At 62.6% G+C, this 23985-nt stretch carries 22 protein-coding genes and 1 pseudogene; 15 read left to right on the top strand and 8 right to left on the bottom strand.

Annotation, left to right across the window (positions count from 1 at the left end; genetic code table 11):
* Window positions 1-11 precede the first annotated feature (11 nt).
* Window positions 12-479: an SRPBCC family protein gene (locus GJR98_RS10990; RefSeq protein ID WP_151138386.1), complete on the top strand. Its 468-nt coding sequence runs from the start codon at window positions 12-14 to the stop codon at window positions 477-479.
* Between the two features lie 27 nt (window positions 480-506).
* On the opposite strand, the gene GJR98_RS10995 is transcribed toward GJR98_RS10990, so the two are convergent.
* From GJR98_RS10995 to GJR98_RS11005, 3 genes are all read right to left on the bottom strand, one after another.
* Window positions 507-1154, bottom strand: coding sequence for a hypothetical protein (locus tag GJR98_RS10995; RefSeq protein ID WP_151138388.1), 648 nt, complete (start codon window positions 1152-1154; stop codon window positions 507-509).
* A 39-nt stretch (window positions 1155-1193) separates the two neighbouring features.
* Window positions 1194-1775, bottom strand: a complete 582-nt coding sequence (locus GJR98_RS11000) for a flavin reductase family protein (protein WP_151138390.1) — start codon at window positions 1773-1775, stop codon at window positions 1194-1196.
* A gap of 122 nt (window positions 1776-1897) precedes the next feature.
* Window positions 1898-2329 (bottom strand): DoxX family protein, encoded by a 432-nt coding sequence (locus tag GJR98_RS11005; protein ID WP_151138392.1) that lies wholly within the window; start codon window positions 2327-2329, stop codon window positions 1898-1900.
* 368 nt (window positions 2330-2697) lie between these two features.
* Between GJR98_RS11005 and GJR98_RS11010 the strand changes: the two genes are divergently transcribed.
* The 5 genes from GJR98_RS11010 (at window position 2698) to GJR98_RS11030 (ending at window position 9251) form a co-directional block, all read left to right on the top strand.
* Window positions 2698-3387: a winged helix-turn-helix domain-containing protein gene (locus tag GJR98_RS11010; RefSeq protein ID WP_151138394.1), complete on the top strand. Its 690-nt coding sequence runs from the start codon at window positions 2698-2700 to the stop codon at window positions 3385-3387.
* A 31-nt stretch (window positions 3388-3418) separates the two neighbouring features.
* Window positions 3419-4156 carry a DUF429 domain-containing protein gene (locus tag GJR98_RS11015; protein ID WP_151138396.1) on the top strand — a complete coding sequence of 246 codons (738 nt, stop codon included), beginning with the start codon at window positions 3419-3421 and terminating at the stop codon, window positions 4154-4156.
* A 379-nt stretch (window positions 4157-4535) separates the two neighbouring features.
* Window positions 4536-4982, top strand: a complete 447-nt coding sequence (locus GJR98_RS11020; RefSeq protein ID WP_151138398.1) for a hypothetical protein — start codon at window positions 4536-4538, stop codon at window positions 4980-4982.
* 183 nt (window positions 4983-5165) lie between these two features.
* The gene (locus GJR98_RS11025) at window positions 5166-6737 is read left to right on the top strand and encodes a COG1361 S-layer family protein (protein ID WP_151138400.1); all 1572 of its coding nucleotides are present in this window, start codon (window positions 5166-5168) and stop codon (window positions 6735-6737) included.
* A 3-nt stretch (window positions 6738-6740) separates the two neighbouring features.
* Window positions 6741-9251 (top strand): efflux RND transporter permease subunit, encoded by a 2511-nt coding sequence (locus tag GJR98_RS11030; RefSeq protein ID WP_151138402.1) that lies wholly within the window; start codon window positions 6741-6743, stop codon window positions 9249-9251.
* An 84-nt stretch (window positions 9252-9335) separates the two neighbouring features.
* On the opposite strand, the gene GJR98_RS11035 is transcribed toward GJR98_RS11030, so the two are convergent.
* A complete protein-coding gene (locus GJR98_RS11035) occupies window positions 9336-9575 on the bottom strand; it encodes a hypothetical protein (RefSeq protein WP_151138405.1) in 240 nt (79 codons plus the stop codon).
* Window positions 9576-9630: 55 nt separating this feature from the next.
* Window positions 9631-9915: an acylphosphatase gene (locus GJR98_RS11040; RefSeq protein ID WP_151138407.1), complete on the bottom strand. Its 285-nt coding sequence runs from the start codon at window positions 9913-9915 to the stop codon at window positions 9631-9633.
* A 224-nt stretch (window positions 9916-10139) separates the two neighbouring features.
* Between GJR98_RS11040 and GJR98_RS11045 the strand changes: the two genes are divergently transcribed.
* From GJR98_RS11045 to GJR98_RS11070, 6 genes and pseudogenes are all read left to right on the top strand, one after another.
* Entirely contained in the window at window positions 10140-11501 is a 1362-nt protein-coding gene (locus GJR98_RS11045) for a phosphopentomutase/phosphoglucosamine mutase (protein WP_151138409.1), read from the top strand.
* Window positions 11502-11627: 126 nt separating this feature from the next.
* Entirely contained in the window at window positions 11628-12767 is a 1140-nt protein-coding gene (locus GJR98_RS11050) for a BMP family lipoprotein (protein WP_151138411.1), read from the top strand.
* A gap of 106 nt (window positions 12768-12873) precedes the next feature.
* Window positions 12874-14454: an ABC transporter ATP-binding protein gene (locus GJR98_RS11055; RefSeq protein WP_151138413.1), complete on the top strand. Its 1581-nt coding sequence runs from the start codon at window positions 12874-12876 to the stop codon at window positions 14452-14454.
* Window positions 14451-15677 carry an ABC transporter permease gene (locus GJR98_RS11060; protein WP_191965452.1) on the top strand — a complete coding sequence of 409 codons (1227 nt, stop codon included), beginning with the start codon at window positions 14451-14453 and terminating at the stop codon, window positions 15675-15677. The genes GJR98_RS11055 and GJR98_RS11060 overlap by 4 nt, the downstream gene beginning before the upstream one ends.
* Entirely contained in the window at window positions 15670-16749 is a 1080-nt protein-coding gene (locus tag GJR98_RS11065) for an ABC transporter permease (protein ID WP_151138415.1), read from the top strand. Before GJR98_RS11060 ends, GJR98_RS11065 begins: the two co-directional genes overlap by 8 nt.
* 131 nt (window positions 16750-16880) lie before the next feature.
* Window positions 16881-18260, top strand: a pseudogene (locus GJR98_RS11070) (geranylgeranyl reductase family protein); the annotation flags it as partial.
* Here GJR98_RS11070 and GJR98_RS11075 read toward each other — a convergent pair.
* Together GJR98_RS11075 and GJR98_RS11080 are read right to left on the bottom strand one after the other, a co-directional pair.
* Entirely contained in the window at window positions 18235-19383 is a 1149-nt protein-coding gene (locus tag GJR98_RS11075; RefSeq protein WP_151138419.1) for a sensor histidine kinase, read from the bottom strand. The pseudogene GJR98_RS11070 and the gene GJR98_RS11075 overlap by 26 nt on opposite strands.
* Window positions 19384-19482: 99 nt before the next feature.
* The gene (locus GJR98_RS11080) at window positions 19483-20766 is read right to left on the bottom strand and encodes an amidohydrolase (protein ID WP_151138421.1); all 1284 of its coding nucleotides are present in this window, start codon (window positions 20764-20766) and stop codon (window positions 19483-19485) included.
* A 124-nt stretch (window positions 20767-20890) separates the two neighbouring features.
* Here GJR98_RS11080 and GJR98_RS11085 point away from each other — a divergent pair, with 124 nt between their 5' ends.
* Window positions 20891-22441 (top strand): Na+/H+ antiporter NhaC family protein, encoded by a 1551-nt coding sequence (locus GJR98_RS11085; RefSeq protein ID WP_151138423.1) that lies wholly within the window; start codon window positions 20891-20893, stop codon window positions 22439-22441.
* Window positions 22438-22701 (top strand): DUF7513 family protein, encoded by a 264-nt coding sequence (locus GJR98_RS11090; protein ID WP_151138425.1) that lies wholly within the window; start codon window positions 22438-22440, stop codon window positions 22699-22701. The genes GJR98_RS11085 and GJR98_RS11090 overlap by 4 nt, the downstream gene beginning before the upstream one ends.
* 260 nt (window positions 22702-22961) lie before the next feature.
* On the opposite strand, the gene GJR98_RS11095 is transcribed toward GJR98_RS11090, so the two are convergent.
* The gene (locus GJR98_RS11095) at window positions 22962-23294 is read right to left on the bottom strand and encodes an uS10/mL48 family ribosomal protein (RefSeq protein WP_151138427.1); all 333 of its coding nucleotides are present in this window, start codon (window positions 23292-23294) and stop codon (window positions 22962-22964) included.
* 159 nt (window positions 23295-23453) lie between these two features.
* On the opposite strand from GJR98_RS11095, the gene GJR98_RS11100 reads away from it, so the two are divergent.
* On the top strand, window positions 23454-23909 hold the full coding sequence (locus tag GJR98_RS11100) for a bis(5'-nucleosyl)-tetraphosphatase (protein ID WP_151138429.1): 456 nt from the start codon (window positions 23454-23456) through the stop codon (window positions 23907-23909).
* Window positions 23910-23985: the final 76 nt, after the last annotated feature.

The following is a 23985-nucleotide window of genomic DNA, read 5'->3' on the forward strand; positions in this document are numbered from 1 at the left end:
ATACTAGGGTCATGAAACTCGGCCGGCGAGGAACACGGACTCGGTTCGAACGAACCCCCGATGGAGCGCGTCTCGTCGTCTCTCGCGTCGTTTCTGCGCCTCCAGCAGTCGTCTGGGACGTGCTGGTCTCCGTCGACGACTGGCCCGAGTGGGGGCCGAGCGTCTCGGCAGTTCGCGGTGTCGATGGTCGAATCGAGGCTGGCAGTCAAGGCGACGTGCGAGTCGCTGGCGTCTGGGTACCGTTTACCATCGAAACGTGCGCCGACCACCGGTGGACGTGGCGTGTTGCCGGCGTTCCAGCGACCGGCCACCGAGTCACTGCCGCCGGCGTCGACCGGTGTGCGGTCGCGTTCGAGATTCCGGTCGCCGCCAGCCCCTATGCCGTCGTCTGTGCCGCAGCGCTTCGGCGAATCGAACGGCTCGCGACGTCGGCAGACCGGGTCGGACGCGCAGAACGAACAGAACAGCAGTCGGCGTAGACGGGACGAGAGGGCCGGACGAGGGGTTCAGACGAGCCCGAACAACAGTCCGCCAACGACAGCGAGGACGACGAGAGCGACGAGCACGGTGACGAGGCCCATCCCCGAACCTGTGTCGTCGGCCTCGTCGCGTTCGGTGGCCGCTTCTTCGGCGTCGATTTCGTTCAGTACTTCTTCGAACTCCGGTTGGTGTGGTTCGTGGTACTCGTCGATGACGGCCGACGCGAGACCGACCGATTCGATTGCTTCGACCAGGTCGTCCAACGTCTCCAGCGTTATCGGCACGTCGACCTCGTCAGGGGCGACGAGCAGGTGAGGTTCGTCTTCGTCGGTCTCTGGTTCTTCGAGTTGGTCTTCGGTGGCGAACGCGAAGGCCAGTGTCTCAGTTGCGTCCGCTTCGTCACCGGTCGTCAGAAGCGTGCCTGAGAGGCCTTGAGACTCACAGCGCTCGGCGAACACTTCGACTGACCGTTCGTCGAACTCGGCCGCGGCGTCGACCCACGTGACGTCAGTCGGCTTGCTCTCTCCGGGTGGTGCGACGAAGAGATACGTCCGTCCGTCTCGTTCACTTCGTTTCGTTCGCTCCTCGCGTTCAGCGTGGACTCGTCGGACGACCGTCGCCACATCGTCAGCATCGAGAAACGAGAGTACGCTCGACAACGACACGTCGCTCATTACGCTGACAGACAAAACACCCCGAAATAAAGCTTCGCGCTACTCCGGACGAATCAGTTCGAAACGGTCGTCGGTCCGCGTGTACTCGCTCCCGGCGAGTCGACCGATCGCGTCGAGCTTCGTCGTGTCGAGTTTTCCGTCGGTGAGCACGTCGTCGGCGACGTGTGCATAGACGACTTCGCCGAGGACGAGCGTAGACGACCCGACCTCCATGCTGTCGTAGAGGGTACACTCGAAGGAGACTTTGGCCTCGGCGACGCGCGGCGCATCGACGCGTTCGGCTTCGACTTTCTCGATACCGACGTGGTCGAACTCGTCGACACCGGCGGGAACTGTGGCGGCAGTCTGATTCATCGCCTCGACGAGGTCGCTCGTGACGACGTTGACGACGAACTCGCCGTGCTCGATGGCGTTCCGTGGGGTGTCTTTCAGTGACGAACCGTGCCCGACGGGCGCGAAGACGAGGACTGGCGGGTCGATACTGGCGACGGTGAAGAAACTGTACGGCGCGAGGTTGTCTCCGTGGTCGCCACGAGAACTCACCCAGGCAATCGGCCGCGGGACGACCGCCCCGGAGAGTAATCTGTACGCAGAACCGAACGCGGTCGGTTCGCCGTCCATCAGTGTGCCTCCGGAGAGTGAGCCGTTTGGAACTGCTCGAACGAGTGAGTGGTCATGCAGTGGAAAGGGGAGTGCGCGGAATGAATCTATGGTGTGTGCCGTCTCAGGGGCGCGTCACGTCGTCAGAACAGCCCTACACCAACGGCGTACGACCAAGAGACGGTGCTCAACGCGAGGAAGACGAGCGACCCGCCGAACATGACGACGTTCTTGAGGAAGTTCGTCATCTCTGACTGCTGTTGGTCTTCTGGGACGGCCCAGAAGTCGTGAAACAGCGGCGTGCTGACGAGCAAGAACAGCGCGACTGCGCCCGCGGCGAGCGCCGGGAATACGCCCGCTGCGATACCGACCCCACCGAAGACGAGCATCCCACCGGAGAAGACGACACCGAGACGGGGTGCTGGCAGGCCCTTCATCTCGGCGTATCCCGACATCTGGTCGACGTTCATGAAGTGGTTGAGGCCCATGAACGCGATGAATGCGCCGAAGAGCACGCGGGCGACAAGGAACGCGAGGTCTGCTCCGGGAGCACTAAACTGGAGTGCGACGCTCATGCCGACCCCTCCGTTTCTGCGATGGTTGTGTGCTGGGCCGTATCCGCGAATGGTACTAACATTACGACAACTGGTACGGACTGGAACCGACATATATGTTTACTGACAATCATGTAACCGGGTGGCCGATAGCGTACCCGGTAACACCGAAACAACCGATTTGTGATATATTATACATGACGTTTTGCTGATGCTATTTCCGTGACTAGTTGTTTGACCTACCCGCAGTTGCCTTCTTTTCAGAAAAAAATAGAGAACTGGTATGCAACTGGTAGTGTTCACCCACGCACGAAAGATATACCCGGCCTCACTGTGATATACAATTGGGACGTGTCAGTAATGATAAAAAACAACAGAGACTGTGAGCCATGACTGAGACATGGGACTCCGCAGGCTACATCGCAAGTTCTCGATACCGACTCACAGTGTGTGAGTATCTTTCCGAACATGGGTCTGGTCTCCCTTCCCGTATCGCAGTGGAGACCGACCTCGCACAGCCACACGTATCTCGGGCACTCTCCGAGTTGCGGGACCAGGGTATCGTCGAACTACTTGTTCCCGAATCGCAACAGAAAGGGCGACTATACGGACTAACCGACCTCGGTGAACTCGCATACGACCGAGTGGCGTTGGACCAACAAGTCGAGATTGAAGTCGTCGACTCCGACGGGTTCCCCTCACCAGAGTTAATCGAAGAACTCGAATCGATTCACGGCGACACACTCCGTGCCGTCACCTGGTGCGAATCGGACCGGGCGTGGGTCCACTTCTCGTCGGCACCGCTCCGCAATGAGTACGACGAAGAGACCGTGAAGACGGTCGTCTCGACACTCGTCAACGAAGAAATGCTCGATGAGCCACTAAACGAGTTACCAACTGGTGGACCGGAGTACATCGCAATCGGCCTCGAAAATGCCGTCGTGGTGCGTATTCCCGTTGCAAACGAGATAACGATCCTCGTGTCTCTCGACAAATCGTTCGACACCGCAGTCGAGGGACTTGCGAACCACTGTCTTCGCGTAACGAACCCAGTTGTCGCCGACTCAGAGACAGATTAACTCTTTCCTGACCGGCCCGTAACGGCGGGCCGTGGCAGGTTCACGTACTGTCGTCGGTGTCGATGGATGCCGCGCGGGATGGGTCTGTGCAGTCCGTTCAGCCGACGGTCTCTCCGTTCGCATCGAACCTGACTTCGAATCCGTCTGGGAGCGCGCGCGTACTGCCGACGTCGTGGTAGTGGACATCCCCATCGGACTCCCCACAGACGACCGACGGCAATGTGACTACGAGGCTCGCAGGCGACTGGGCGCGCGCGCCTCGACCGTCTTTTTTGCACCTGTCAGAAGCGTCCTCGATGCACCGTCACACGAGTGTGCGAGTGAACGAAACCGTGATTCGACCGGGTTTGGTCTCTCGATTCAGGCGTGGAATCTGGTTCCGAAGATTCGGGCCGTCGACTCGGTTCTTCAGTCTGACTCTCTCGCTCGTCGTCAAGTCCGTGAGGCGCACCCTGAACTCGCGTTCGCCGCATTCGCCGGTGAACCGCTCACTGAGTCGAAGTCGACGCCCGAGGGACGCCAGCGACGCCTCGACGTCCTTCGAACTGCGTTCCCCGACGACGATGTCGCGTCGGTCTACCACGAGACGCTCGCAGAGACGCTCCGACGGGACGTCGCCCGCGACGACATCCTCGACGCCCTTATCCTCGCGGCGGCGGCGAGACACCCACTCGACACACTCCCCGAATCACCGCCCAGAGACGCGACTGGCCTCCAGATGGCGATTCACGTCCCACGCGTCCAATCAGATGGCAGGAAACTATCTTGACATACCCAAAATATACTCACAGATAAGTGTTCACACGCTAGTATATAGGACAATATATTCTAACGTATGGCTACTTCGAGAAGACTTTTATGGCTGGTTAACAATTTATGAGATGGCGTGGCCGCTGTGACAGCCATAGAACGCCTGCCCCAAGTGTGATTCAGTGCCAGTTTTTCGGTTGGTCGCGCCTCCCGCTGCCAATGTAGATTGGACGCCCTCTGCCTCGGGCGTCGAATCTGTGCCTTCTCGCCCGTGACGTGTCAGTCTCTTCGGCCCTCTCGGACCGCCGCTCACCGACCGTCTCGGACTCCCGCGGAGGAGTCGCGATACCGGTCGTGAGGCCCCAAAAGTACATTTTCACACACTCCTAACACCGCGCATGTACACCGGCAGGACGGACCAACCGTGCTGTCTCTGCGACGACCCGAAGACCGTCGCACGGATTGCCGTCCCTCCACGCGCAGTGACACTCATGCGAAACGCCGACCCAATCGCGTGGCGCGACATCGTCGGCGACGTGACGATTCAGTTCTGCGAGAGCGACTGGGAGCTCGTTTCGGAGTTAGTGCTCGACCTCGACATGCATCCGCTGTCCCGCTGCAACGTCGCTCGTGCGGATTTCAGCATTCGTGAGGACTTCGAGGCGTTGTTGAACCGCGTCCGCGAGGTCCCCGACCAGACCGAACAGGAACGGCGACTGCTCGACGACGCGACCGACGTCATCGCCAACGCGGACGACCCGATGGTCGAACGGCGTGACCTCGTCGAGGCGTACGTCGTCGTTCGCGCTATGGACGAACTCGGTGTAGACGACGTCGTGCGGTGACCCGCCAGCGTCGTGCGGTGACCACAAACACTGTCAGCGAAGGCTGACTGTCTGGAATAAGGCCCATACCGATATTTCTCTGCCCGCGACGTATCAGTGGCTAGTTGGGTCGCCACTCCGGCGCCCTCCATGGAGACCCGCGGCCCGGGACGCGGCCCGCCCCCCACACACCCGGAAAGTACAATGAAGAGTCACCTCGCAATTCTGTTTGCCGTATTGCTCATCCTCTCTTCGGTCCCTGCGACAGTAGGTGCGCAAGAAGAGCGAGAGCCGAACAAACCTCCCGTATTCCGGGCGTTCGTCGTCAATCCGGTCGTCGAACCCGGCGTCGAGACGATGGTCCGCGTCGGATTCACGAACGACCCGGGTGACCCCGAAGACGTGGCGAAGACGGCCGAGAACGTCCGCGTCGAACTCGTCCCACGGAACACGCCGTTCGTCGTCAGAACCGGACAGGTGTTCGTCGGGACGATGAACGACAGCGACACTCGTGAAGTCGAATTCGCGGTCGAAGCGCCGGAGAACATCGCAGCCGGCGAGTACGACCTCGAACTGAGAATCCGCTACGAGTACGACGACGCACAGCGCCGAACCTACGAGCGCGACGTCACCCTCAGAGTCGAAGAACGCGTTCGGTTCGCCGTCGTGGGGTCTGACTCTACGGTTCCCGTCGGCGGACAAGGTGCGGTGGCACTCACGATTCAGAACGTCGGCGAACTCGACGCACGCAACACTGTCGTCGCCGTCACCTCGCAGTCTCCCGAGGTGACCTTCGAAGGAACACAGACGGCGACGCAGTTCACGCCGAACTGGCCAGTCGGTGAGAACCGCACCTTCGTCTACGACACGTCGCTCAGCGCGAATGGCTCGACTCGCGGCTACGTCCTCGCGGTCGACATCGTCTACGAAGACCCCAACGGCGCACGAATACAGTACTCGCCGCTCGCCGCCGGATTCCTCCCAACCGAAGAGCAAACGTTCAGCCTCCAGAACGTCGAAAGTACGCTCCGTGTCGGAGGGGACGGCGCGATTGTCGGGACTGTCGTGAACGACGGTGGGACCCTCGCTCAAAACGTCGTCGTCGAACTCTCGCTCCCCGAAGGAAGCGCGACAGCGACGGAGACCGAGTACGCTGTCGGTGACCTCGAACCCGGTGCGAGTGCGCCGTTCTCCTTCGACGTGCAGATTGCAGACGGGGCCGACGCCGGTCCGCGACTGTACACGGCGACGATCACCTACCGCGACACTGAGGGTGAACGTCGGACGACCGACGACCTCGACCTTCGCGTCGACGTCGCTGCGTCGTCACCCGAGTTCGACGTGACTGTCGACGAGGGAACAATCGTCCCGGGGCGGTCCGGTGAACTCCGCCTGACCATCGTCAACGAACGTGACGAGACGCTCAGCGACATCTCGGCGAAGATTTACCTCGAAGACCCCCTGTCGTCCGGTGACTCCGAGGCGTTCGTCGACGAACTTGCACCCGGTGAGTCGGCGACACTCGTCTTCGACGTTGCCGCCAGTGGTGACGCACTGAACAAGGAATACCCGGTCGAACTCGACTTCCGCTACGAAGACGAGTCGGGTGATACCACCATCTCCGACGCCTACCGTGTCCCGGTTCGCGTCGAAGCAATCGAAAACGGCGGGCCACTCCCGTTCGGTCTCTCGTTCCCCATCGTCGGTGCGGCCGTCCTCCTCGTCGCGGTTGGCGGTGCTGGGTTCCTCGTCGTTCGCCGACGGGGGCGGCGCTGAGTCGTGGCCCGACTCGACCCCCAGCGGTTCATCGACTGGGCGGACGACCGCATCGTCAACCACTCACGACGAGTCATCCTCACGTTTCTCGTCCTGACGGTCATCTTCGCGGCGGGACTGAGCGCCGTCGAGACGGAGTCTGGTACTGACCAGTTCGCCGAAGAGGTCCCCGAAGAAGAAGCGTTCACACGAATCTCTGAGGAGTTCTCGCCTCGGTTCCAAGAGGGGACGGGCAGCACACAACTCATCCAGCGCGCGCCGAACGTCCTGACGAAACGCGAACTGTTGCGGATGCTCGAAGCACAGAAACTGCTCGAAGACCGTTCGGACCTGCGTGTCATCCAGACGGCCAGCGCCGCGTCTGTCGTCGCGGAGACGCTCGACCCCGACGCCGAGACGCTCGAGACACAGATTTGGGCACTCGAACGAGCGACCGACGCAGAAGTCGCCGCGGCGGTCCGTGAAAACGAAGACAACCCGCGATTCGTCGGCCTCCTCGCCGACGACTTCAACCCGACCGAACCGCGAGCGACTGCGACCATCGGCGTCGTCACACACTCGATTCCACTCGCAGACGAGTCTGGTGCTGGACAAGGTGGCGACAGTCCGTTGAGCCCCATTCAGCAGAAAGCGACGCGAATCGTCGCGACCGTCGGCGGGGATATCTCGGTCTTCGGGTCCGGTGTCATCGCCGACGAGTTCGGGACGGTCATCACCGACTCGCTCATCATCGTCGTCCCTGCGGCGGTGTTGTTCATCGTGTTGTTCCTCGTCGTCGCGTATCGTGACCTCGTGGACCTCTTGTTGGGGGCGGCGGCGCTCGGAATGGCACTGGTCTGGACTTTCGGGTTCCTCGGACTCGCGGGAATCCCGTTCAACCAGATTATGATTGCCGTCCCACCGCTCTTGCTCGCGGTCGGTATCGACTTCGGTATCCACGCGGTCAACCGCTACCGCGAGGACCGCGCCGAAGGCAATGACGTCGGCGAAGCGATGCGAAAGGCCACCGACCAACTCCTCGTGGCGTTTTTCATCGTCACCGGGACGACGGTCATCGGCTTCCTCTCGAATCTCGCGAGTGACCTCACGCCAATCCGTGATTTCGGTGTCGTCGCTGCGATTGGCATCATCTTCACGTTCTTCGTCTTCGGTGTCTTCCTCCCCGCTGCGAAGGTCGAAATCGACCGACTCCGACAGCGCTACCCGATTCCGACGTTCAGTCAGACACCGCTCGGTAGCGAGGGAAGCTCGCTCGGCAAGCTGCTCCGAATCGGCGTTCGACCCGCCCTGCGTGCACCTGCCGTCGTCATCGTCATCGCACTGGTCCTCTCCGGAAGCGCGATGTGGTACGCGACAGGGGTTGACACCGAGTTCGGTCAAGAAGACTTCCTGCCGCCTGCTGAGGCCCCAGCGTATCTGACGGTCCTCCCCGAACCGTTCGCGCCGGGTGAGTACAGCGTCGTCGCCGACATCGAGTTCCTCGAAGAGCGCTTTTCGTCCTCACAAAGTGGCGTCGTGACGGTGTTCTTGGAGGGGCGGTCGACAGACGACGCGTTCCTCGAAGAACTCGACCGAGTCGCACAGGACCCACCAGAGACGTTCATCTCGGTCGACCGACGCGCTGACTCGACGAGTATCCTCACAGTGATTCAAGACGAGGCCGAAGAGAACGAGGAGTTCGCTCGCCTCGTCGCTCGACACGACAGAGACGGCGACGGCATCCCTGACCGGGATATCATCGAAGTGTACGACGCCCTGTTCGCGACTGAATCAGCGGACCGTGCCGCCGAGTACATCTCCGAAGACTACCGGAGTTCGCGGGTCGACTACCGCGTGAAAGCAGACGCTGACGACGATGCCGTCGTCGCCGACACCCGAGAGATGGCCGACCGCTTCCGCACCGAAGGGACGGCGACGGGTGCGACTGTCGTCTTCTCCGCCATCTCCGACCTCATCCTCGACTCGGCGATTCAGAGTCTCATCATCTCGATGATTGGGACCGGCATCTTCCTCACTTTCGTCTACTGGTGGCTCGAAGGCCGTCCCTCGCTGGCGCTCGCGAACCTCGTTCCCATCCTCATCGCCGTCACCTTCGTCGCCGGGACGATGCGCCTCACGGGAATCGCGTTCAACGCCTTCACCGCGACCGTACTCGCGTTGACCATCGGACTCGGTGTGGACTACTCGGTCCACATCGTCCACCGGTTCATCGACGAACGCCGCGAACACGACCTCGAAACCGCACTCGACCGGACGGTTCGCGGAACTGGTGGCGCGCTCGCCGGCAGCATGCTCACGACCGTCTTCGGACTGGGCGTCCTCGTCCTCGCCGTCCTCTCTATCCTCGGGCAGTTCGGCCTGCTCACTGCCGCGAGTATCGTCTACTCGTTCCTCGCGTCGGTGCTCGTCTTACCGTCGGCGCTCGTGCTCTGGGACCGGTTCAGCGGCAACGACCCCGTCGTGCCACTGGGCGGCACCGACATCGACGCCGGGCCGATGCCGACCGCAGACTGACGACGTTCCGCACGCACGTAGATTTAAATCAGAACCCGGAACCACCTTTCCTCGATGCCACCCACTCGTGTCCCGTGGTCTGACTCAGGCACTCGCCCCCACGCCGAAGAGCCGTGTCGTCCCCCACGAGACGACGAGGATGCCGACGATGAACACTGCGAGCACGCCCATCATCAAGAACGGGTCCAGTGCCGGCCCACCGAAGAACGGGCCACGGACGATGAGAAACGCGGTCCCCAACGAGAGGCCCAGACCGACGCCTGTGACGATGGTAAAGAAGAGTTTTGCCACGCCGATACCACGTGTGTCGCTCCGGAAGCTCATGCGACCAATTCCACCCGTTGGCCTCTTGAACGATTTGGCCGTCTCACTGACTCATCTACCGCTCGACGCGGAACCCGGACTCCCCTTTCGGGTCTTCGTACGTCACGTCGACGTCGTCGACGCTCGCCATGGGACTCCCGTCGTGACACCACAGAACCATCGACTCGACGTCGTCGCGAGGGCCTTCGAAAACCGCCTCCACGCGACCGTCAGAGAGGTTCTTCACCCATCCGTCGACCCCGAGGTCGCGAGCGGTATCGCGAGTCGTCGCTCGGTAGTACACGCCCTGAACGTGGCCGGAGACGTACACGTGTGCACGCGAACGGATACTGTCACTCATACCGTGTGATTCGGCCTCCGGCGTCAAAGGCGTGCTGTCTCTCGGTCTCACACACGTGTCGTCTCAGTTGGTCTCTCGCGGGCGAGTCACTGGGCTCCGTCGACGCCGAACCGACAAGTCGTGTGTTCGACGTGACGCTCGTGTCCGCGAACCCACCGTGAGGGCGCGTCTCACGCATCGTCCGAACCGTCAGCATCTAAGTGTGGCCCGGACGACGCTGGGGTATGGAACTCTTCGGCACCGCCGGTATCCGCGGAAGTGTAACCGAGCGCGTCACGCCGGAACTCGCGCTTCGCGTTGGCCGCGCCGCCGGTCTCGCCGCATTCGAATCGGACTCGACGGCCGAATTCGTCGTCGGTCGCGACGGTCGTACGAGCGGACAAGGACTGGTCTCCGCTGTCGAGGCAGGCCTCCTCTCTGCGGGCGCTGACGTGAGTCGCATCGGCGTCGTTCCCACCCCGGCGCTCGCGTACGCGTCGCAGGGTCGTCGTGGCGTCATGCTCACCGCGTCGCACAACCCACCGACCGACAACGGCATCAAGATGTTCGTCGACGGACAAGAGTACGACCGCTCGCTCGAACAAGACATCGAGACGCGCGTCGAGAACGGTGCGACTTCCGTCGAGTGGGACCAGTGGGGAGAAAGCGGCACACAGGGCGTGCTCGGCGACTACCGCGACGCAGTCATCGAGTTCGCCAGCGGCCACGGTGCCGACCCGGACGGACTCAACATCGCTGTGGACTGCGGAAACGGGATGTCCGCACTCGGGACGCCGCAGGTGCTCCGCGACATGGGTGCACACGTCGTCACGCTGAACGCACAAATCGACGGCCACTTCCCCGGTCGTGAGTCGAAACCGACGCCAGAGTCGCTGAAAGACCTCCGAGCGTTCGTCGCCGACGGCGACTTCGACTTCGGAATCGGTCACGACGGCGACGCCGACCGCATCGTCATCGTCGACGCAGACGGCGACGTCGTCCACGAAGACACAGTCATCGCCATCATCGGCGAACACTACGTCCGAACGAGTGACGTTGCCGACCCAGTCGTCGTCACGACGCCGAACGCGTCGGGTCGTATCGACGAACGCGTCGGCGAGGCAGGCGGCCGTGTCGAACGCGTTCGCCTCGGTGCGCTCCACGAAGGTATCGCCAGCGCCCGTGCGGACGGCGGCGACGTCGTCTTCGCGGCCGAACCGTGGAAACACATCCACCCCTCGCTCGGTGGGTGGATCGACGGTGTCGCCTCGGCGGCGCTCATGTCGCGTCTCGTCGCAGAATCGGGACTCGATGGCCTCCGAGAACCCGTTACGGAGCGACCGTATCGCAAAGTGAGCGTCTCGTGTCCGGACGAGAAGAAGGCAGCCGCCATGGACGCCCTCGAATCGTCGCTGCCGGATGCGATGGACCCAGCGTCCGTCGACACCGAGTATGGCGTGCGCCTCGAATTCGCCGACGCGTCGTGGACGCTCGTCCGCCCGTCTGGGACAGAGCCCTACATCCGCGTCTACGCGGAGGCTGACGACGTAGACGCCCTCGTCGCGGACGTCACCGAAATCGTCGACGCCGAGATTTCTCGCGCCTAATCGGCAGGTCGGGTGGCAAAACTATCCGTTGGTTTACCCGGATTTGTTGCGAACGGCTCGCATACGCCGCGAAACGACACCTTTAACCGATTTTCGCCTCCCTTCTCTCAGTAGGTGTTCATAGACATGGACAGACGTTCTTTTGTCAAAGTGACCGGACTCGCAGGACTGACAGGACTCGCTGGCTGTACCGGCGGCCCTGGTGAAAGCGAAGAAACGACGACCACCGAGGCCTCGGGCGGGGACGGTGGCGAGGAGACGACGACGGCAGCCGAAGAGACGACGCAGTCCGCAGAGGACACGACCAACATCGGGATGGTCTACGCGACTGGCGGCCTCGGTGACGGGTCGTTCAACGACCAGGCTCAGCAGGGTGCCATCCGCGCTCGCGACGAACTGGGCATCTCGTTCGACGAGTCCCAGCCCGACGAAGTCTCGCAGTTCAAGACGTTCCAGCAGCAGTTCGCTGAGTCGACGAACCCCGACTACGACCTCATCTGCTGTATCGGCTTCCTGCAGACCGACGCACTGACCGAGACCTCCGGTGCGTACCCCGAGCAGAACTTCATGCTCGTCGACAGCGTCGTCGACGCGCCGAACGTCGCAAACTACGTGTTCGCAGAACACGAGGGTTCGTACCTCGTCGGTCAGATGGCCGGTCTCCTGACGACCGAAGACTTCTCCGCCGGCGGCGGTTCCACCTCTCCCGACTCCACGACCCTCGGGTTCGTCGGTGGTGTCGAGTCCGACCTCATCAAGAAGTTCGAAGCCGGATTCAAAGCCGGTGCACTGGCCGCGAACGAGGACGTCGAAGTCCTCACGAACTACACGGGCAGCTTCAACGACCCCGCAGCAGGGAAGGAAGCAGCACTCGCGATGTACAACAACGGCGCCGACATCGTCTACCACGCCTCGGGTAACACCGGGACGGGTGTCTTCCAGGCCGCCCAGGAGCAGGGCAAGTTCGCCATCGGTGTCGACCGCGACCAGTCGGTGACGAAGGCTTCCTACACGGACGTCATCCTCGCCAGCATGGTCAAGCGCGTCAACACGGCCGTCTTCAGCTCCATCGAGAACGTCGTCAACGAGGACTTCCAGGGTGGCGGCATCGTCACGCTCGGCCTCGAACAGAACGGTGTCGACATCGTCTACGGTGACACTCTCGGCGACTCGATTCCGAGCTCGGTCAAAGACGACGTCGCTGCCTCGCGTGAGGCCATCGTTGCCGGCGACGTGACGGTCCCGACCGACCCGTCGGACGTCTAAGGCGGCACCCCCGTCGAACGGCTAAGACGGGAAACCCGTCAAACGTCTAAGAATCGGCACAAAGACGAACCTATTCGCTTATCAACGAACCCACGGAATCACACATATGGCCACAGCCGTCCATCTCGACGGGATTACCAAACGGTTCCCCGGCGTCATCGCCAACGACGACGTGGACCTCTCCGTCGAGCGCGGGACAGTACACGCACTCCTCGGCGAGAACGGGGCTGGCAAGACGACGTTGATGAACGTCCTCTACGGCCTCTACCGACCGACAGAGGGGCGTGTTGTCATCGACGACCAGGAACGAACGTTCGAGTCACCGCGTGACGCAATCGACGCGGGTGTCGGCATGATTCACCAACACTTCATGCTCGTCGACCCGATGACCGTCACCGAAAACATCACGCTCGGAAACGAACCAACCAAGTGGGGCAACCTCGCCGTCGACCGCGATGCTGCCCGCGATGCTGTCGTCGAACTCTCTGACAAGTACGGGTTCGACGTCGACCCGGACGCTCGGGTCGAAGACATCTCCGTGGGTGAACAACAGCGAGTCGAGATTTTGAAGGCACTCTATCGTGGTGCCGAGATACTCATCCTCGACGAACCGACGGCCGTCTTGACGCCCCAGGAAGTCGAGGAACTGTTCGAGGTTTTCGAAGAACTGACCGAACAAGGAAAGACGATCATTTTCATCTCGCACAAACTCGGCGAAGCGATGCGCGCCGCCGACGAGATTACCGTTCTTCGGGATGGACGGAACGTCGGTACCGTCGAGGCCGACAACACGACGCGTGAGGACCTGGCGAACCTGATGGTTGGCCGTGAGGTCCTCCTCGACATCGAAAAGCCTCCGACCGAGACGGGCGACGTCGTCCTCTCGGTGTCTGACCTCTCTGTCAACGACGACAGAGGCGTTCGCGCCGTCGACGACGTGTCGTTCGACGTCAGTGCCGGCGAAGTGTTTGGCATCGCCGGTGTCGACGGCAACGGGCAGTCGCAACTCATCGAAGCGGTCACCGGTCTTCGCAAACTGAAGCAGGGCAGCATCGACTTCAACGGCGAAGACGTGACGACCCGCCCACGCCGCGAACGTATCGAATCTGGGATGGCGTACATCCCCGAAGACCGCCAGGAACGCGGCCTCGTCATGGATTTCAATCTAATCGAGAACGCCATCCTCGGCAGTCAACACAGCCCAGAGTTCGAATCGGGCGGGCGAATCGACTGGCAGTCTACGCGCGGACACGCCGAAGACATCATCGAGAAGTACGACGTTCGACCCCCGAACGCAGAGTCGATTTCTGAGTCGCTCTCCGGCGGGAACCAACAGAAGTTCATCGTCGGTCGTGAGTTCGAACGCGACCCGTCGTTAGTCGTCGCCGCACACCCGACCCGCGGCGTCGACGTCGGGTCTATCGAGTTCATCCACGAGCAACTCCTCGAACTTCGCAGTCGCGGCGTCGCCATCCTCCTCATCTCCTCGAAACTCGACGAGGTGCAGGGGCTCTCGGACAGACTCGGCGTCATGTACGAAGGAGAGATAATCGACGTGGTTGACCCAAGCGACACGACAGAAGAAGAACTCGGCCTCCTGATGGCCGGAGAGCACCCCGAAAAGGCCGAAACTGACGCTGCGACCCCCAACGCAGACGGCGTTGCCACGGGTGGTGAGAACCAGTGAGCGCCGGTGACCGCGCACGGGACGTCCTGTCTCGCCTCGTCGAAGCGTCGGCGGCCGAACGCGTCCTCATCAGTATCGCGTCGCTCGTCCTCGCGATGCTCGTCGGGACGGTCCTCATCCTCGTCGCCGGGCGGATGACGACGTGTACGGCTCAGTCTGCAGTGTACTACTTCAACGTCGGGTTCTGTTACGACCCCGTGTTGGTGTTCGACCGACTGTTCCTCGGGGCACTCGGTGACCCACTGCGCGGCGGTTGGTCACCCGACGGTCAGTTCTCGATCGCGATGCGCGAGACCACGCTCCTGATCTTCACTGGGCTCTCCGTCGCGATGGCGTTCCGCGCAGGTATCTTCAACATCGGAACGCAGGGACAGATGATTGTCGGCGGCCTCGCCGCCGCGCTGGGGACACTCTGGGCGTCTTCGTTCGTCTCGGGCGTCGCCGGCACGCTCGTGTTGGTTCCGTTTGGCATCCTCGTGGGTGCTGTCTTCGGCGGTCTCTACGGTGCGATTCCGGGCATGCTGAAGGCGTACGCCGAGGCGAACGAGGTCATCACGACCATCATGCTCAACTTCATCGCCGCCGGGGTGACGCTCTACCTCGTCAGCGACGTGTTCAAAGACCCCAACAGTCCTGCGAACCAGACCATTCCGCTGCCGGACTACGCGCAGTTCCCGGCCGTGCTGTTCGGCAGTCGGCAGGACTTCTCGCTGTACGCGCTGTTATTCGGTGTCGCGATGCTGTTCGCACTGTACTACCTGCTCGAGTACACCTCGTTCGGGTACGACGTGCGGACGAGTGGGATTCAACCCGAAGCGGCCGAGTACGGTGGCGTCGACGCCGCCAAGACCATCGTGTCGAGCTTCGCGCTCTCCGGTGCCCTCGGTGGCGTCGCGGGTGCACTCTACGTGACGATGGTCATCGGGAAGTTCCAGTCGGGCGTCCCGGCCTACGGATTCGACGGCATCACCGTCTCCATCCTCGCCGGCAACAACCCACTCGGAATTGGGTTCGCCGCACTCCTCTTCGGTGTTCTGAAGAGCGGAACGACTGTCGTGCAGTTCGCAACCGACGTGCCACCGCAGCTCGTCGGTGTCCTGCGCGGCCTCATCATCCTCTTCGTTGCAATGCCAGAGTTCTTCCGTCTCATCGGCCGGCGCTTCCTGCCGGAGAACGACCAGCCAAGAACCGTCGCCACCGATGGAGGTGAGTCCGATGAGTGAAGAGAACACGACCACGTTCTTCGGCCGTGACCTCGGTGAGTTCTCCTCGCGGGCACCCGCCGTCGGCGTCGCAGTCATCGGCCTCGCCGTCGTCTTCGGACTGGGAATCGTCTTCCCCGACTCGATTGCGGGAACGCTCACCGACATCCTGACGAGTGAAGGGACGCTGTCGTCCGCGCTCCGCCTGTCGGTGCCGATTGCCCTCGCGGCACTCGGTGGCATCTTCGCCGAGAAGTCCGGTGTCATCAACATCGGCCTCGAAGGCCTGCTCATCATCTCGGCGTTCACCGCAGTCTACGTCACCGACATCACCGGCGGTGTCTGGGTTGGGTTCGCCGGCGGTGTCGTCGCCAGTGTGCTGCTGGCACTCCTGTTCGCAGTCGTCGTCATCGAGTTCCGCGCCGACCAGATTATCGCCGGCCTCGCCGTGTGGCTCATCGCCCTCGGTTTCGCGCCGTTCGCGTCGCAGGTCATCTACGGCCGTCCGAACTCCCCGAGCGTCGATACGCCCGGCACCATCGCCATCCCAGTGCTCTCGGACATCCCGTTCTTCGGGGCGCTGTTCGACGCGTCACCGACGGTGTACCTGATGTTCGCCGCCGTCGCGCTCTCGTGGTACGTCCTCAACCGGACGACGTTCGGCCGATGGGTCCGCGCCAGCGGTGAGAACCCGAAGGCACTCGACACCGCCGGTGTCGACGTGTCGCGCATCCGCTACGCGGCGGTGCTTCTGTCCGGCGTCCTCGCCGGGATGGGCGGCGCGGCGCTCTCGCTCGACCTCGGGCAGTTCACCGGGAACGGCCCGACGATGGTCAACGGGAAAGGGTTCATCGCCATCGTGGCGTACCTCTTCGGCAACTACAACCCGGTCGGGGCGTTCTTCTCGACCCTGTTGTTCGCCGGTCTCGACGCGATGCAGACCGTCTTGCAACTGCAGGGCATCGGCCTGCCTCGCCAACTCATCCGCATCATCCCGTTCGTGATGGTCATCGTCGTCCTCGCGTTCGTCGGCCGGACCCGTATTCCGGCGGCGGCAGGCGAGCACTACGACACGGGCGACGACAACCGGTAATCGACGTCGAATCCCCCCGTTTTTTCGAAGGTCAGTTTCTCACGTTCGCTCTTTCCAGCCGCGCACCTGTTCCAACAGTGACAAAACCGCAACCGACGCGGGAGTAAAGAGTTTTCAGTTCACGATATGGAGGTGATACCATGTCCACACACGAGTACGATGTGGTGGTCGTCGGTGCAGGCACCTCCGGGTGCTACGCCGCTGCGACTATCGCACGAGCGGGCTACGACGTCGCAATCGTCGAGCGAAAGTCCGCAGAGGAAGCAGGACACATCGCCTGCGGTGACGCCCTGAAGGGAGCCGACGCCTTCCCCGAGGCGATTCCGAAGTCGAAGATCGAACCGGCCTTCACGAACACGGAAGTCGACCACGGTCGCTTCGAGATTCCGCAAGAAGACACCGTCCTCGACATCCCCGTCCCCGGCGAACTCGCCGTCATCGACCGCTGGGAGTACGGCCGCCTCATCATCGAGGGTGCCGACGAAGCGGGCGCAGAGTTCCACTACGACACTGTCGTTCAAGACGTGCTGCAGGACGACGACGGCCGCGCGACGGGCATCGTCGGCAAACACGAGGGTGAAACCGTCCAGTTCGACGCCGACATCGTCATCGACGGCGCCGGGTCGCTCTCGCTCCTTCAGGACAAAGTCGACTTCTCGGGGTCCACCTTCGACACGAACGTCTCCTACTCGCACTTCTCTTCTGCGTACCGCGAAGTCGTCGAAGTCCCCGAACCCGTCGAGTGGTCCGACGCACTCGTGTTCAAGCCCGCAGAGATTGCAGCGGGGTACGTCTGGTACTTCCCCCGGACGGAGACCATCATCAACGCCGGCCTCGGGTTCCAGATGACCGAAGAGCCGATGAAACTCGTCGACGACCTGAAGAAGGACCTGCGCAACCGCGAGGAGTTCGAAGGCGCAGAAGTCATCGACAAACTCGGCGCGGCGCTGCCGACCCGCCGTCCGTACGACTCGGCGACGGCACCCGGCTACATGGCCGTCGGTGACGCCGCGGCACACGTCAACCCCACGACTGGTGGCGGCATCGCGGGTGCAGCGTACGCCGGCTCCTACGCGGGTGAACAGGCCGTCATCGCACTCGAAGAAGGCGACGTGAGCGAAGAGATGCTCTGGCGCTACAACCAGCGTGTCATGGACCACTTCGGCGGCCGCTACGCCAGTCTCGACGTGTACAACATCCTCTCGACGGCAGTCGACGTGGACGACCTGATGGGCCTCATCGCCTCGCTCCCCGGTGAGAAACTCGCCGAAGCGCTCTACTCTGGGACCACCTCGTTCAGTCCGCTGCTCCTCCTCCAGACCGCCGCGTCGAGTTACGGCCACTGGAGCCAGATTCTGAACTTCTTCAAGGTGAAGCGACTCGCAGACGAACTACTCACCCACTACGAGCGCTACCCGAGCCGGCCGAGCGCGCTCGCAGGCTGGCAGGACGAACGCGACCGTATCATGGACGAAATCTACGAAGTCACTGGCGCGGACCCGAAGTACTGACTTCGTCTTCGAACACGACGTCGCGAAACTCGAACCGGGCACCCCCGGATTCTCCGGTCGTCGTCGACACCGACCAGCCGTGGGCATCGGCGACACCCGAGACGATTGCGAGACCGAGGCCGGTTCCCTCGGGGTCGGTCGTGTAGCCGGATTCGAAGATTCGGTCGTGTTCTTCGGGTGGGATTCCGGGCCCGTCGTCTTCGACGAAGAAGCCGTCTTCGAGCGGGCCGACGCGGACGTGAACGTCGGACCGCGCGTACTCGCCGGCGTCGTCGTGCGAAGCACGACTGCCAGTCGAGCCGTGCTCGACAGCGTTGCCGGAAGAATTCCGGCTGTCTGTGGAACCGTGTTCCACAGCATTCCGAAAGAGGTTCTCGAAGACTGCGGTGAGTCGTTCTGGGTCGGCCATGAGTTCGACGTCCGCTTCGACGGTGAGTCCCGCCGCGTCGAGGCCCGTGTTCGCGACGGCGTTCGCCGCGACGCTCGCGAGGCCGACCGGTTTGGTCTGCCCAACGGCGTCACCGGTCCGTGCGAGTTCCAGCACGTCCTGGATGAGCGCCTCCATCCGGTCGTGTGCGTCTGCGACGGTCGACAGGTGTTCGGTGCCGTGTCCTTCGCGGGCGAGTTCGAGGCGCATCTGCGCGACGTTCAACGGATTCCGCAGGTCGTGACTCACCACCGACGCGAACTGGTCGAGCCGCTCGTTCCGGCGTTTGAGTTCTTCTTCGTGCGCGTTCCGTCGTGACGTCCATCGAACCGCACCGACGACGAGTGCGACTGTTCCGACCAGCAGGGTGCTGTCCTCGAAGACGAGGGCGAAGAGGTCGGGTTGCACGACGACTTCGTCGAGCGCGTCGGTCACGGCGGAGACACTCACGAGGATGGCACCGGCGTAGAGCGGTCGCCAGATGGCCTGTAGCTCTCGAATGACAGAGATGACGTACGTGCCGAAAATCGGAATCGGAACCAAAAGTAACTCGACGACGAACTGTGCCCACGGAACGTCCGAAGCGTCGGGAAAGAGGACGACCTGCAGACCGGCGACTCCGACGACGACCCCCACGGCGACGAGGGTCGGTCGGAGGCCAGCGTCCTCTGTCGATTCACTTCGGAGCGGCCCCATCGCTGGCGGCTATGCACGGGGGGGACAAATAACCGCTGGCGGTTCGGGGTCGAACCGCGTTACCGAACGCACTCCGAACTGACTTCTCGACCCACCGGTTCAGGGTTGTTCTGCCGCGATACGGTCGATACTCCCCGAGAGCACGTCGATGGCGATTCGAATGGTCTCTTCGTCGACGTCGAACGTCCGAGTGTGGTGACCGCCGGGGTGGTCGGTCCCGACGCCGACGTAGGCGGCGAGGCCGTCGCGGTCTTGAACGTACTGCATGAGGTACGTCGCGTCTTCACTGCCACCGAGTTCGTCGCTGTCGACGATGGAATCGACGCCCTCGACCCCCTCGCTCACGACGCCGACGAGTGCTCTGAGTGCGTCGTCGCTTCGGGCGCTCGGTGCCTTCCCTTCGACCGAAATCTCGACGTCGCAGTCGTGCATCGTGGCGGCCGACTCGATGATGGTGTGTGCGCGCCCCTCCATGTACTCCATGAGTTCGGTCGTCGCGCCGCGGACTTCGCCCTCGATGTAGGACTCTTCTGCGACGATGTTCGTGGCGGTGCCGCCACCCATCAATCCGACGTTGACGCGGGTCGCGCCGTCGGAGTGCCGAGAGATTCCGTAGAGGTTCTGGATGGCCGCAGCGGCAGCGAGGTTCGCGTTGTCGCCTTCTTCTGGCTTCGCCCCGGCGTGTGCCGGCGCGCCCGTGAAGTCCGCTCGGAAGTGCGAGACAGCGAGGAACCCATCGACGCCGCAGACGACTTCACCCGTCGGGTGGTCGAGGCCGACGTGGAGCGCGAGAAGGTAGTCGACGTCGTCGAGGTGACCACCTTGGGCGACGGCTTTGCCACCGGCGACGCGCTCTTCGCTCGGTTGGAAGAACACCTTGAACGTCCCCTGGAAGTCAGAGGCTGCGACGGCGTCGAGGACGCCGAGGCCGATGGTCGCGTGAGCGTCGTGACCGCAGGCGTGCATGAAGCCCTCGTGCTCGGAGCGGAATCCCTCTGCCGCCGGCAGATGGTCGTCGTCGTCAGACTCGGTGATGGGTAGCGCATCGATGTCTACGCGAAGGCCGATGGTCGGTCCCTCGCCCCGTTCGAGGACGGCAACCGCACCTGTGAATCCGCCTGCGAGTCGGTCGAGGATGTCTTCTCGTGCCCCCGCTGCGCGTGCCTGCTCGAACCACTCGTCGAGTTCGTCGTCGGCGGGGACGGCCATCCGCTCGTCGGCGTCGAGTATCTCTGGACCGACGTAGAGTGCGTCGAGGTCACGCGTCTCCAGTTCGTCCACGATGCGGGCGGTGGTGTAGAACTCGCGCCACGCGGGTTCGGGGTGTCTGTGGAGGTCGCGTCGGAGAGAGACGAGGTCATCGAGGGTCGCCTGTTGACTCATACCTCGAATTTCCTCGTGGTCACTGATAAACACTCCCGACAACCTGTCGAGAAATCCAACTTTAGGAGGCGTAGTTGGCGGCAATTCGTGTGCCTTATATTCGCGACCAAAAGTGTGACAAATGATGCCAGAAGAACCGGACATCGAGCTTCGTTTCCGCGGAGGGAGACTCGTCAGTGCGCTCCCCATCGCCCTGTTCATCGCGTGGGCGATTTTCCAGAGCGGTATCCTCGGTATCGGCGATACGACCGGACTCGTCGCGGGGATGCTGACAGGACTCATCGTGGGAATGCTGTTCGTCCGGGGAGACTGGAAGGACTATGCGGACGTTATCTTCGCTGGCATGACTCGACGAGTCGCCGCGACGGCCGTCGTCGCGTGGCTCTGGGCGGGCATGTTCGCAGAGACAATCCAGGTAGGCGGTTTCGTCGATGGCCTCGTCTGGGCGGCGACCATCCTGAACGTCGGTGCTGGGCTGTTCCCGGCTGTGACGTTCCTGCTGGCCGCGCTCTTGGCGACGGGCATCGGCACTGGTTACGGCACCGCAATTGCCTTCACGAGCCTCGTGTTCCCTGCGGGGCTCCTCCTCGGTGCGAACCCCGTACTGTTGTTCGGCGCCATCCTCTCAGGCGCCGTCTTCGGAGACAACCTCGCCCCTGTGAGTGACACAACAATCGTCTCTGCCGTGACCCAAGACGCCGACATTGGCGGCGTCGTCGCGTCCCGTGTGAAGTACGCCGTCGTCGCGGCGGCACTCGCAATCGCAGCTTACCTCGTCGCCGGATTCGGTATCCCCGGCGTGTGGGGTGGGATGCCGCACGCGAACGTGACCGGTCAGGTCGACGCGAGTGTCTCGCCGTGGGGGCTCATCCACCTGCTCGACATCGCGTTAGTCATCGTGCTCGCGATTCGCGGCCGTCACATCATCGAGGCGGTCTCGTGGGGCCTCTTCGCCGCTGCACTGTTCAACGTCGCACTCGGCGCTGCGGGTCTCGTCGACGTGTCCGTCGGCAGTATGATTCTGTTCAGTGCGCCCCAGAACGGACTCACGCAAGCGGTCGCGTCTCTGCCAGTCGTCGGCGCGTTCGTCGAAACCGTGCCGCTCGCGGAGGTCGGCGTCGGCGGGAGCATCTACTCCGGTGCAGCGGGCTTCTTCCCGCTCATCGTCCTGACGCTCCTGCTCGTCGCGGGTGCGGAGATTATGCGCGCCGGTGGCGGGTTCGACGCGATTCAGGAACTCCTCATCGACCGCATCGCGACGACGGTCCGCCGTGCTGAGACCACGATGGTTCTCGGAACGGCACTCGTGAACGCGACGGTCACTATCAACACGGCCGCAGAAATCGCAATCGCACCGTACGTCGCCACGCTCGGCAAGCGCTTCAACATCAACGGCTACCGCCGTGCCAACATCCTCGACGCCAACACCTCGGCGCTCGGGTACATCTTCCCGTGGGGTGGCGGCCTTCTCGCTGGCCTCGGTGCCATGCAAGGACTCGTCGGCGGCGAGGCGACGCCGTGGTTCACCCAGCAGATGGTCGTGAACCCTGCAACCGTCTGGCCGTACGTGTTCCACGGCTGGTTCCTCGTGGCCGTCTTCCTCTTCGCCGCGTGGACTGGCTACGGCCGCGAGTACGTCTCTGACCGCGTCAGTGAGGAGGTGAGCCGCGTATGAGCCGTCTCGAAAAACTGCTCGCTGGCTGGACCTTCCGCACTGCGACGCCCTCGTTCGAAGCGGGTGAAGTCATCACTGCATACGTGACACACCGCGATGCGGACGGCTTCTCTGTCCGCGTCGGTGACTCCGTCATCCGCATCGGCGACGCTGACGGCGTCGCGGTCGAGGCGAAAGTTCGCCTGAAGGTCACCTCGTTCGACGAAGCCACGAACGAAGGAACCGGTGACGTCGTCGAGGTCCTCGAAACGGGCGTCTAAGGCGACCCCGAGCAGAGAAACACGATTCAGATATTTTTCGAGCCATCCAGACCCACCGTCAGAACCATCTGCGTGGTGAGAAACGGCTGGTCGTGAGAATCATCGGTGCCGTCGGGAACTACGTCTGCTGTGGTGGGAAATACGTCGGTGATGGTCGAGAATACGTCTGCTGTGGTGGGAAATACGTTGGTTGAGAGAGCAAATAGTCAGTCGTCGACAGCGCCGGCACCGTCGTCACGAGCGTCGTCGGTGACGACGCGTCAGTTCCGGCGGTGTCCGAGGGGCTTCTTCTGTTCGACTTCGATTTCGACGTGGACGCTGTCGGGGAACTCTTTGTGTCCGACTTCGCGGGCGATGTGGTCTGCGCCGTGGATTTCGATGCGGCGCGTGTAGACGGTGTAACTCCACGACGGGAACTCGTCGCCGGGTTGGAGCGTCCGGTACTGTGGGACGTTCTTGCGCTCTGGCTGGTCGGCGTGGGGGCCGCGACACTCCGCGCCCTTTCGCTCGACGAACTGCTTCAGGTCGCCCACGACTCTGTCGAGGACAGCCTTGTCACCGCTTTGAAAGGTAAGTTTCGTGACGAAGGTCATAGCTGGGTACTACCAATGTGTTGGATGCTCCGACGGTAAAAGCGCATCTACACGGACGTGGGGCGGCACGCAGTCCCACGGGGAACCTGAACGAACGACCGTGTGAACACGGTACATCCTCCGATACCCTCTTAAAGGGTGGCACATTTATTTCGGGTAATGGCAGTCGAAGCGGTCAGCGCTGGCGCCATCCTCTTCCGCGACACCCGCGGCCGGAGGGAGTATTTACTCCTGAAGAGCCGTCCCGGGGACTGGGAGTTCCCAAAGGGCGGGGTCGAAGGGGACGAGGAGCTCCAGCAAACGGCAATCAGGGAAGTCAAAGAGGAGGCGGGAATCGACGATTTCCGTCTCATCGATGGCTTTCGCGAAGACTACAGCTACGTCTTCGAAGCGAACGGTACGACCATCCACAAGACAGTTCACCTGTTCATCGCGCGCTCGTTCGAAGCGTCCGCGGAACTCTCGACGGAACACCGCGACCTGCAGTGGCGCGACTACGAACAGGCCATCAACACCATCACGCAGGATGGTCCGCGCGAGATATTCGAGCGCGCACACGAGTTCCTCGACGAACTCGCCGCGACGAACGAAGGCGAACACAAGTACCTGAAGTAGCGTCGGGCTCACGACTCGACGCGCTCGGCCCGGTGTTCGTGAGCGACGCGTCTCCGTGTTCGTGGACCGAAACGAC

Origin of the sequence: Haloferax marinisediminis (assembly GCF_009674585.1) — an archaeon.
GTDB classification, from domain to species: domain Archaea; phylum Halobacteriota; class Halobacteria; order Halobacteriales; family Haloferacaceae; genus Haloferax; species Haloferax marinisediminis.

Coding starts and splice junctions, on each gene's coding strand:
- GJR98_RS11100 (WP_151138429.1), top strand. CDS start 23,454: ATGGCAGTCGAAGCGGTCAGCGCTGGCGCCATCCTCTTCCGCGACACC.
- GJR98_RS11090 (WP_151138425.1), top strand. CDS start 22,438: ATGAGCCGTCTCGAAAAACTGCTCGCTGGCTGGACCTTCCGCACTGCG.
- GJR98_RS11040 (WP_151138407.1), bottom strand. CDS start 9,915: ATGAGTGACAGTATCCGTTCGCGTGCACACGTGTACGTCTCCGGCCAC.
- GJR98_RS11025 (WP_151138400.1), top strand. CDS start 5,166: ATGAAGAGTCACCTCGCAATTCTGTTTGCCGTATTGCTCATCCTCTCT.
- GJR98_RS11085 (WP_151138423.1), top strand. CDS start 20,891: ATGCCAGAAGAACCGGACATCGAGCTTCGTTTCCGCGGAGGGAGACTC.
- GJR98_RS11000 (WP_151138390.1), bottom strand. CDS start 1,775: ATGGACGGCGAACCGACCGCGTTCGGTTCTGCGTACAGATTACTCTCC.
- GJR98_RS11065 (WP_151138415.1), top strand. CDS start 15,670: ATGAGTGAAGAGAACACGACCACGTTCTTCGGCCGTGACCTCGGTGAG.
- GJR98_RS10995 (WP_151138388.1), bottom strand. CDS start 1,154: ATGAGCGACGTGTCGTTGTCGAGCGTACTCTCGTTTCTCGATGCTGAC.
- GJR98_RS11050 (WP_151138411.1), top strand. CDS start 11,628: ATGGACAGACGTTCTTTTGTCAAAGTGACCGGACTCGCAGGACTGACA.
- GJR98_RS11080 (WP_151138421.1), bottom strand. CDS start 20,766: ATGAGTCAACAGGCGACCCTCGATGACCTCGTCTCTCTCCGACGCGAC.
- GJR98_RS10990 (WP_151138386.1), top strand. CDS start 12: ATGAAACTCGGCCGGCGAGGAACACGGACTCGGTTCGAACGAACCCCC.
- GJR98_RS11010 (WP_151138394.1), top strand. CDS start 2,698: ATGACTGAGACATGGGACTCCGCAGGCTACATCGCAAGTTCTCGATAC.
- GJR98_RS11075 (WP_151138419.1), bottom strand. CDS start 19,383: ATGGGGCCGCTCCGAAGTGAATCGACAGAGGACGCTGGCCTCCGACCG.
- GJR98_RS11095 (WP_151138427.1), bottom strand. CDS start 23,294: ATGACCTTCGTCACGAAACTTACCTTTCAAAGCGGTGACAAGGCTGTC.
- GJR98_RS11045 (WP_151138409.1), top strand. CDS start 10,140: ATGGAACTCTTCGGCACCGCCGGTATCCGCGGAAGTGTAACCGAGCGC.
- GJR98_RS11035 (WP_151138405.1), bottom strand. CDS start 9,575: ATGAGCTTCCGGAGCGACACACGTGGTATCGGCGTGGCAAAACTCTTC.
- GJR98_RS11020 (WP_151138398.1), top strand. CDS start 4,536: ATGTACACCGGCAGGACGGACCAACCGTGCTGTCTCTGCGACGACCCG.
- GJR98_RS11005 (WP_151138392.1), bottom strand. CDS start 2,329: ATGAGCGTCGCACTCCAGTTTAGTGCTCCCGGAGCAGACCTCGCGTTC.
- GJR98_RS11055 (WP_151138413.1), top strand. CDS start 12,874: ATGGCCACAGCCGTCCATCTCGACGGGATTACCAAACGGTTCCCCGGC.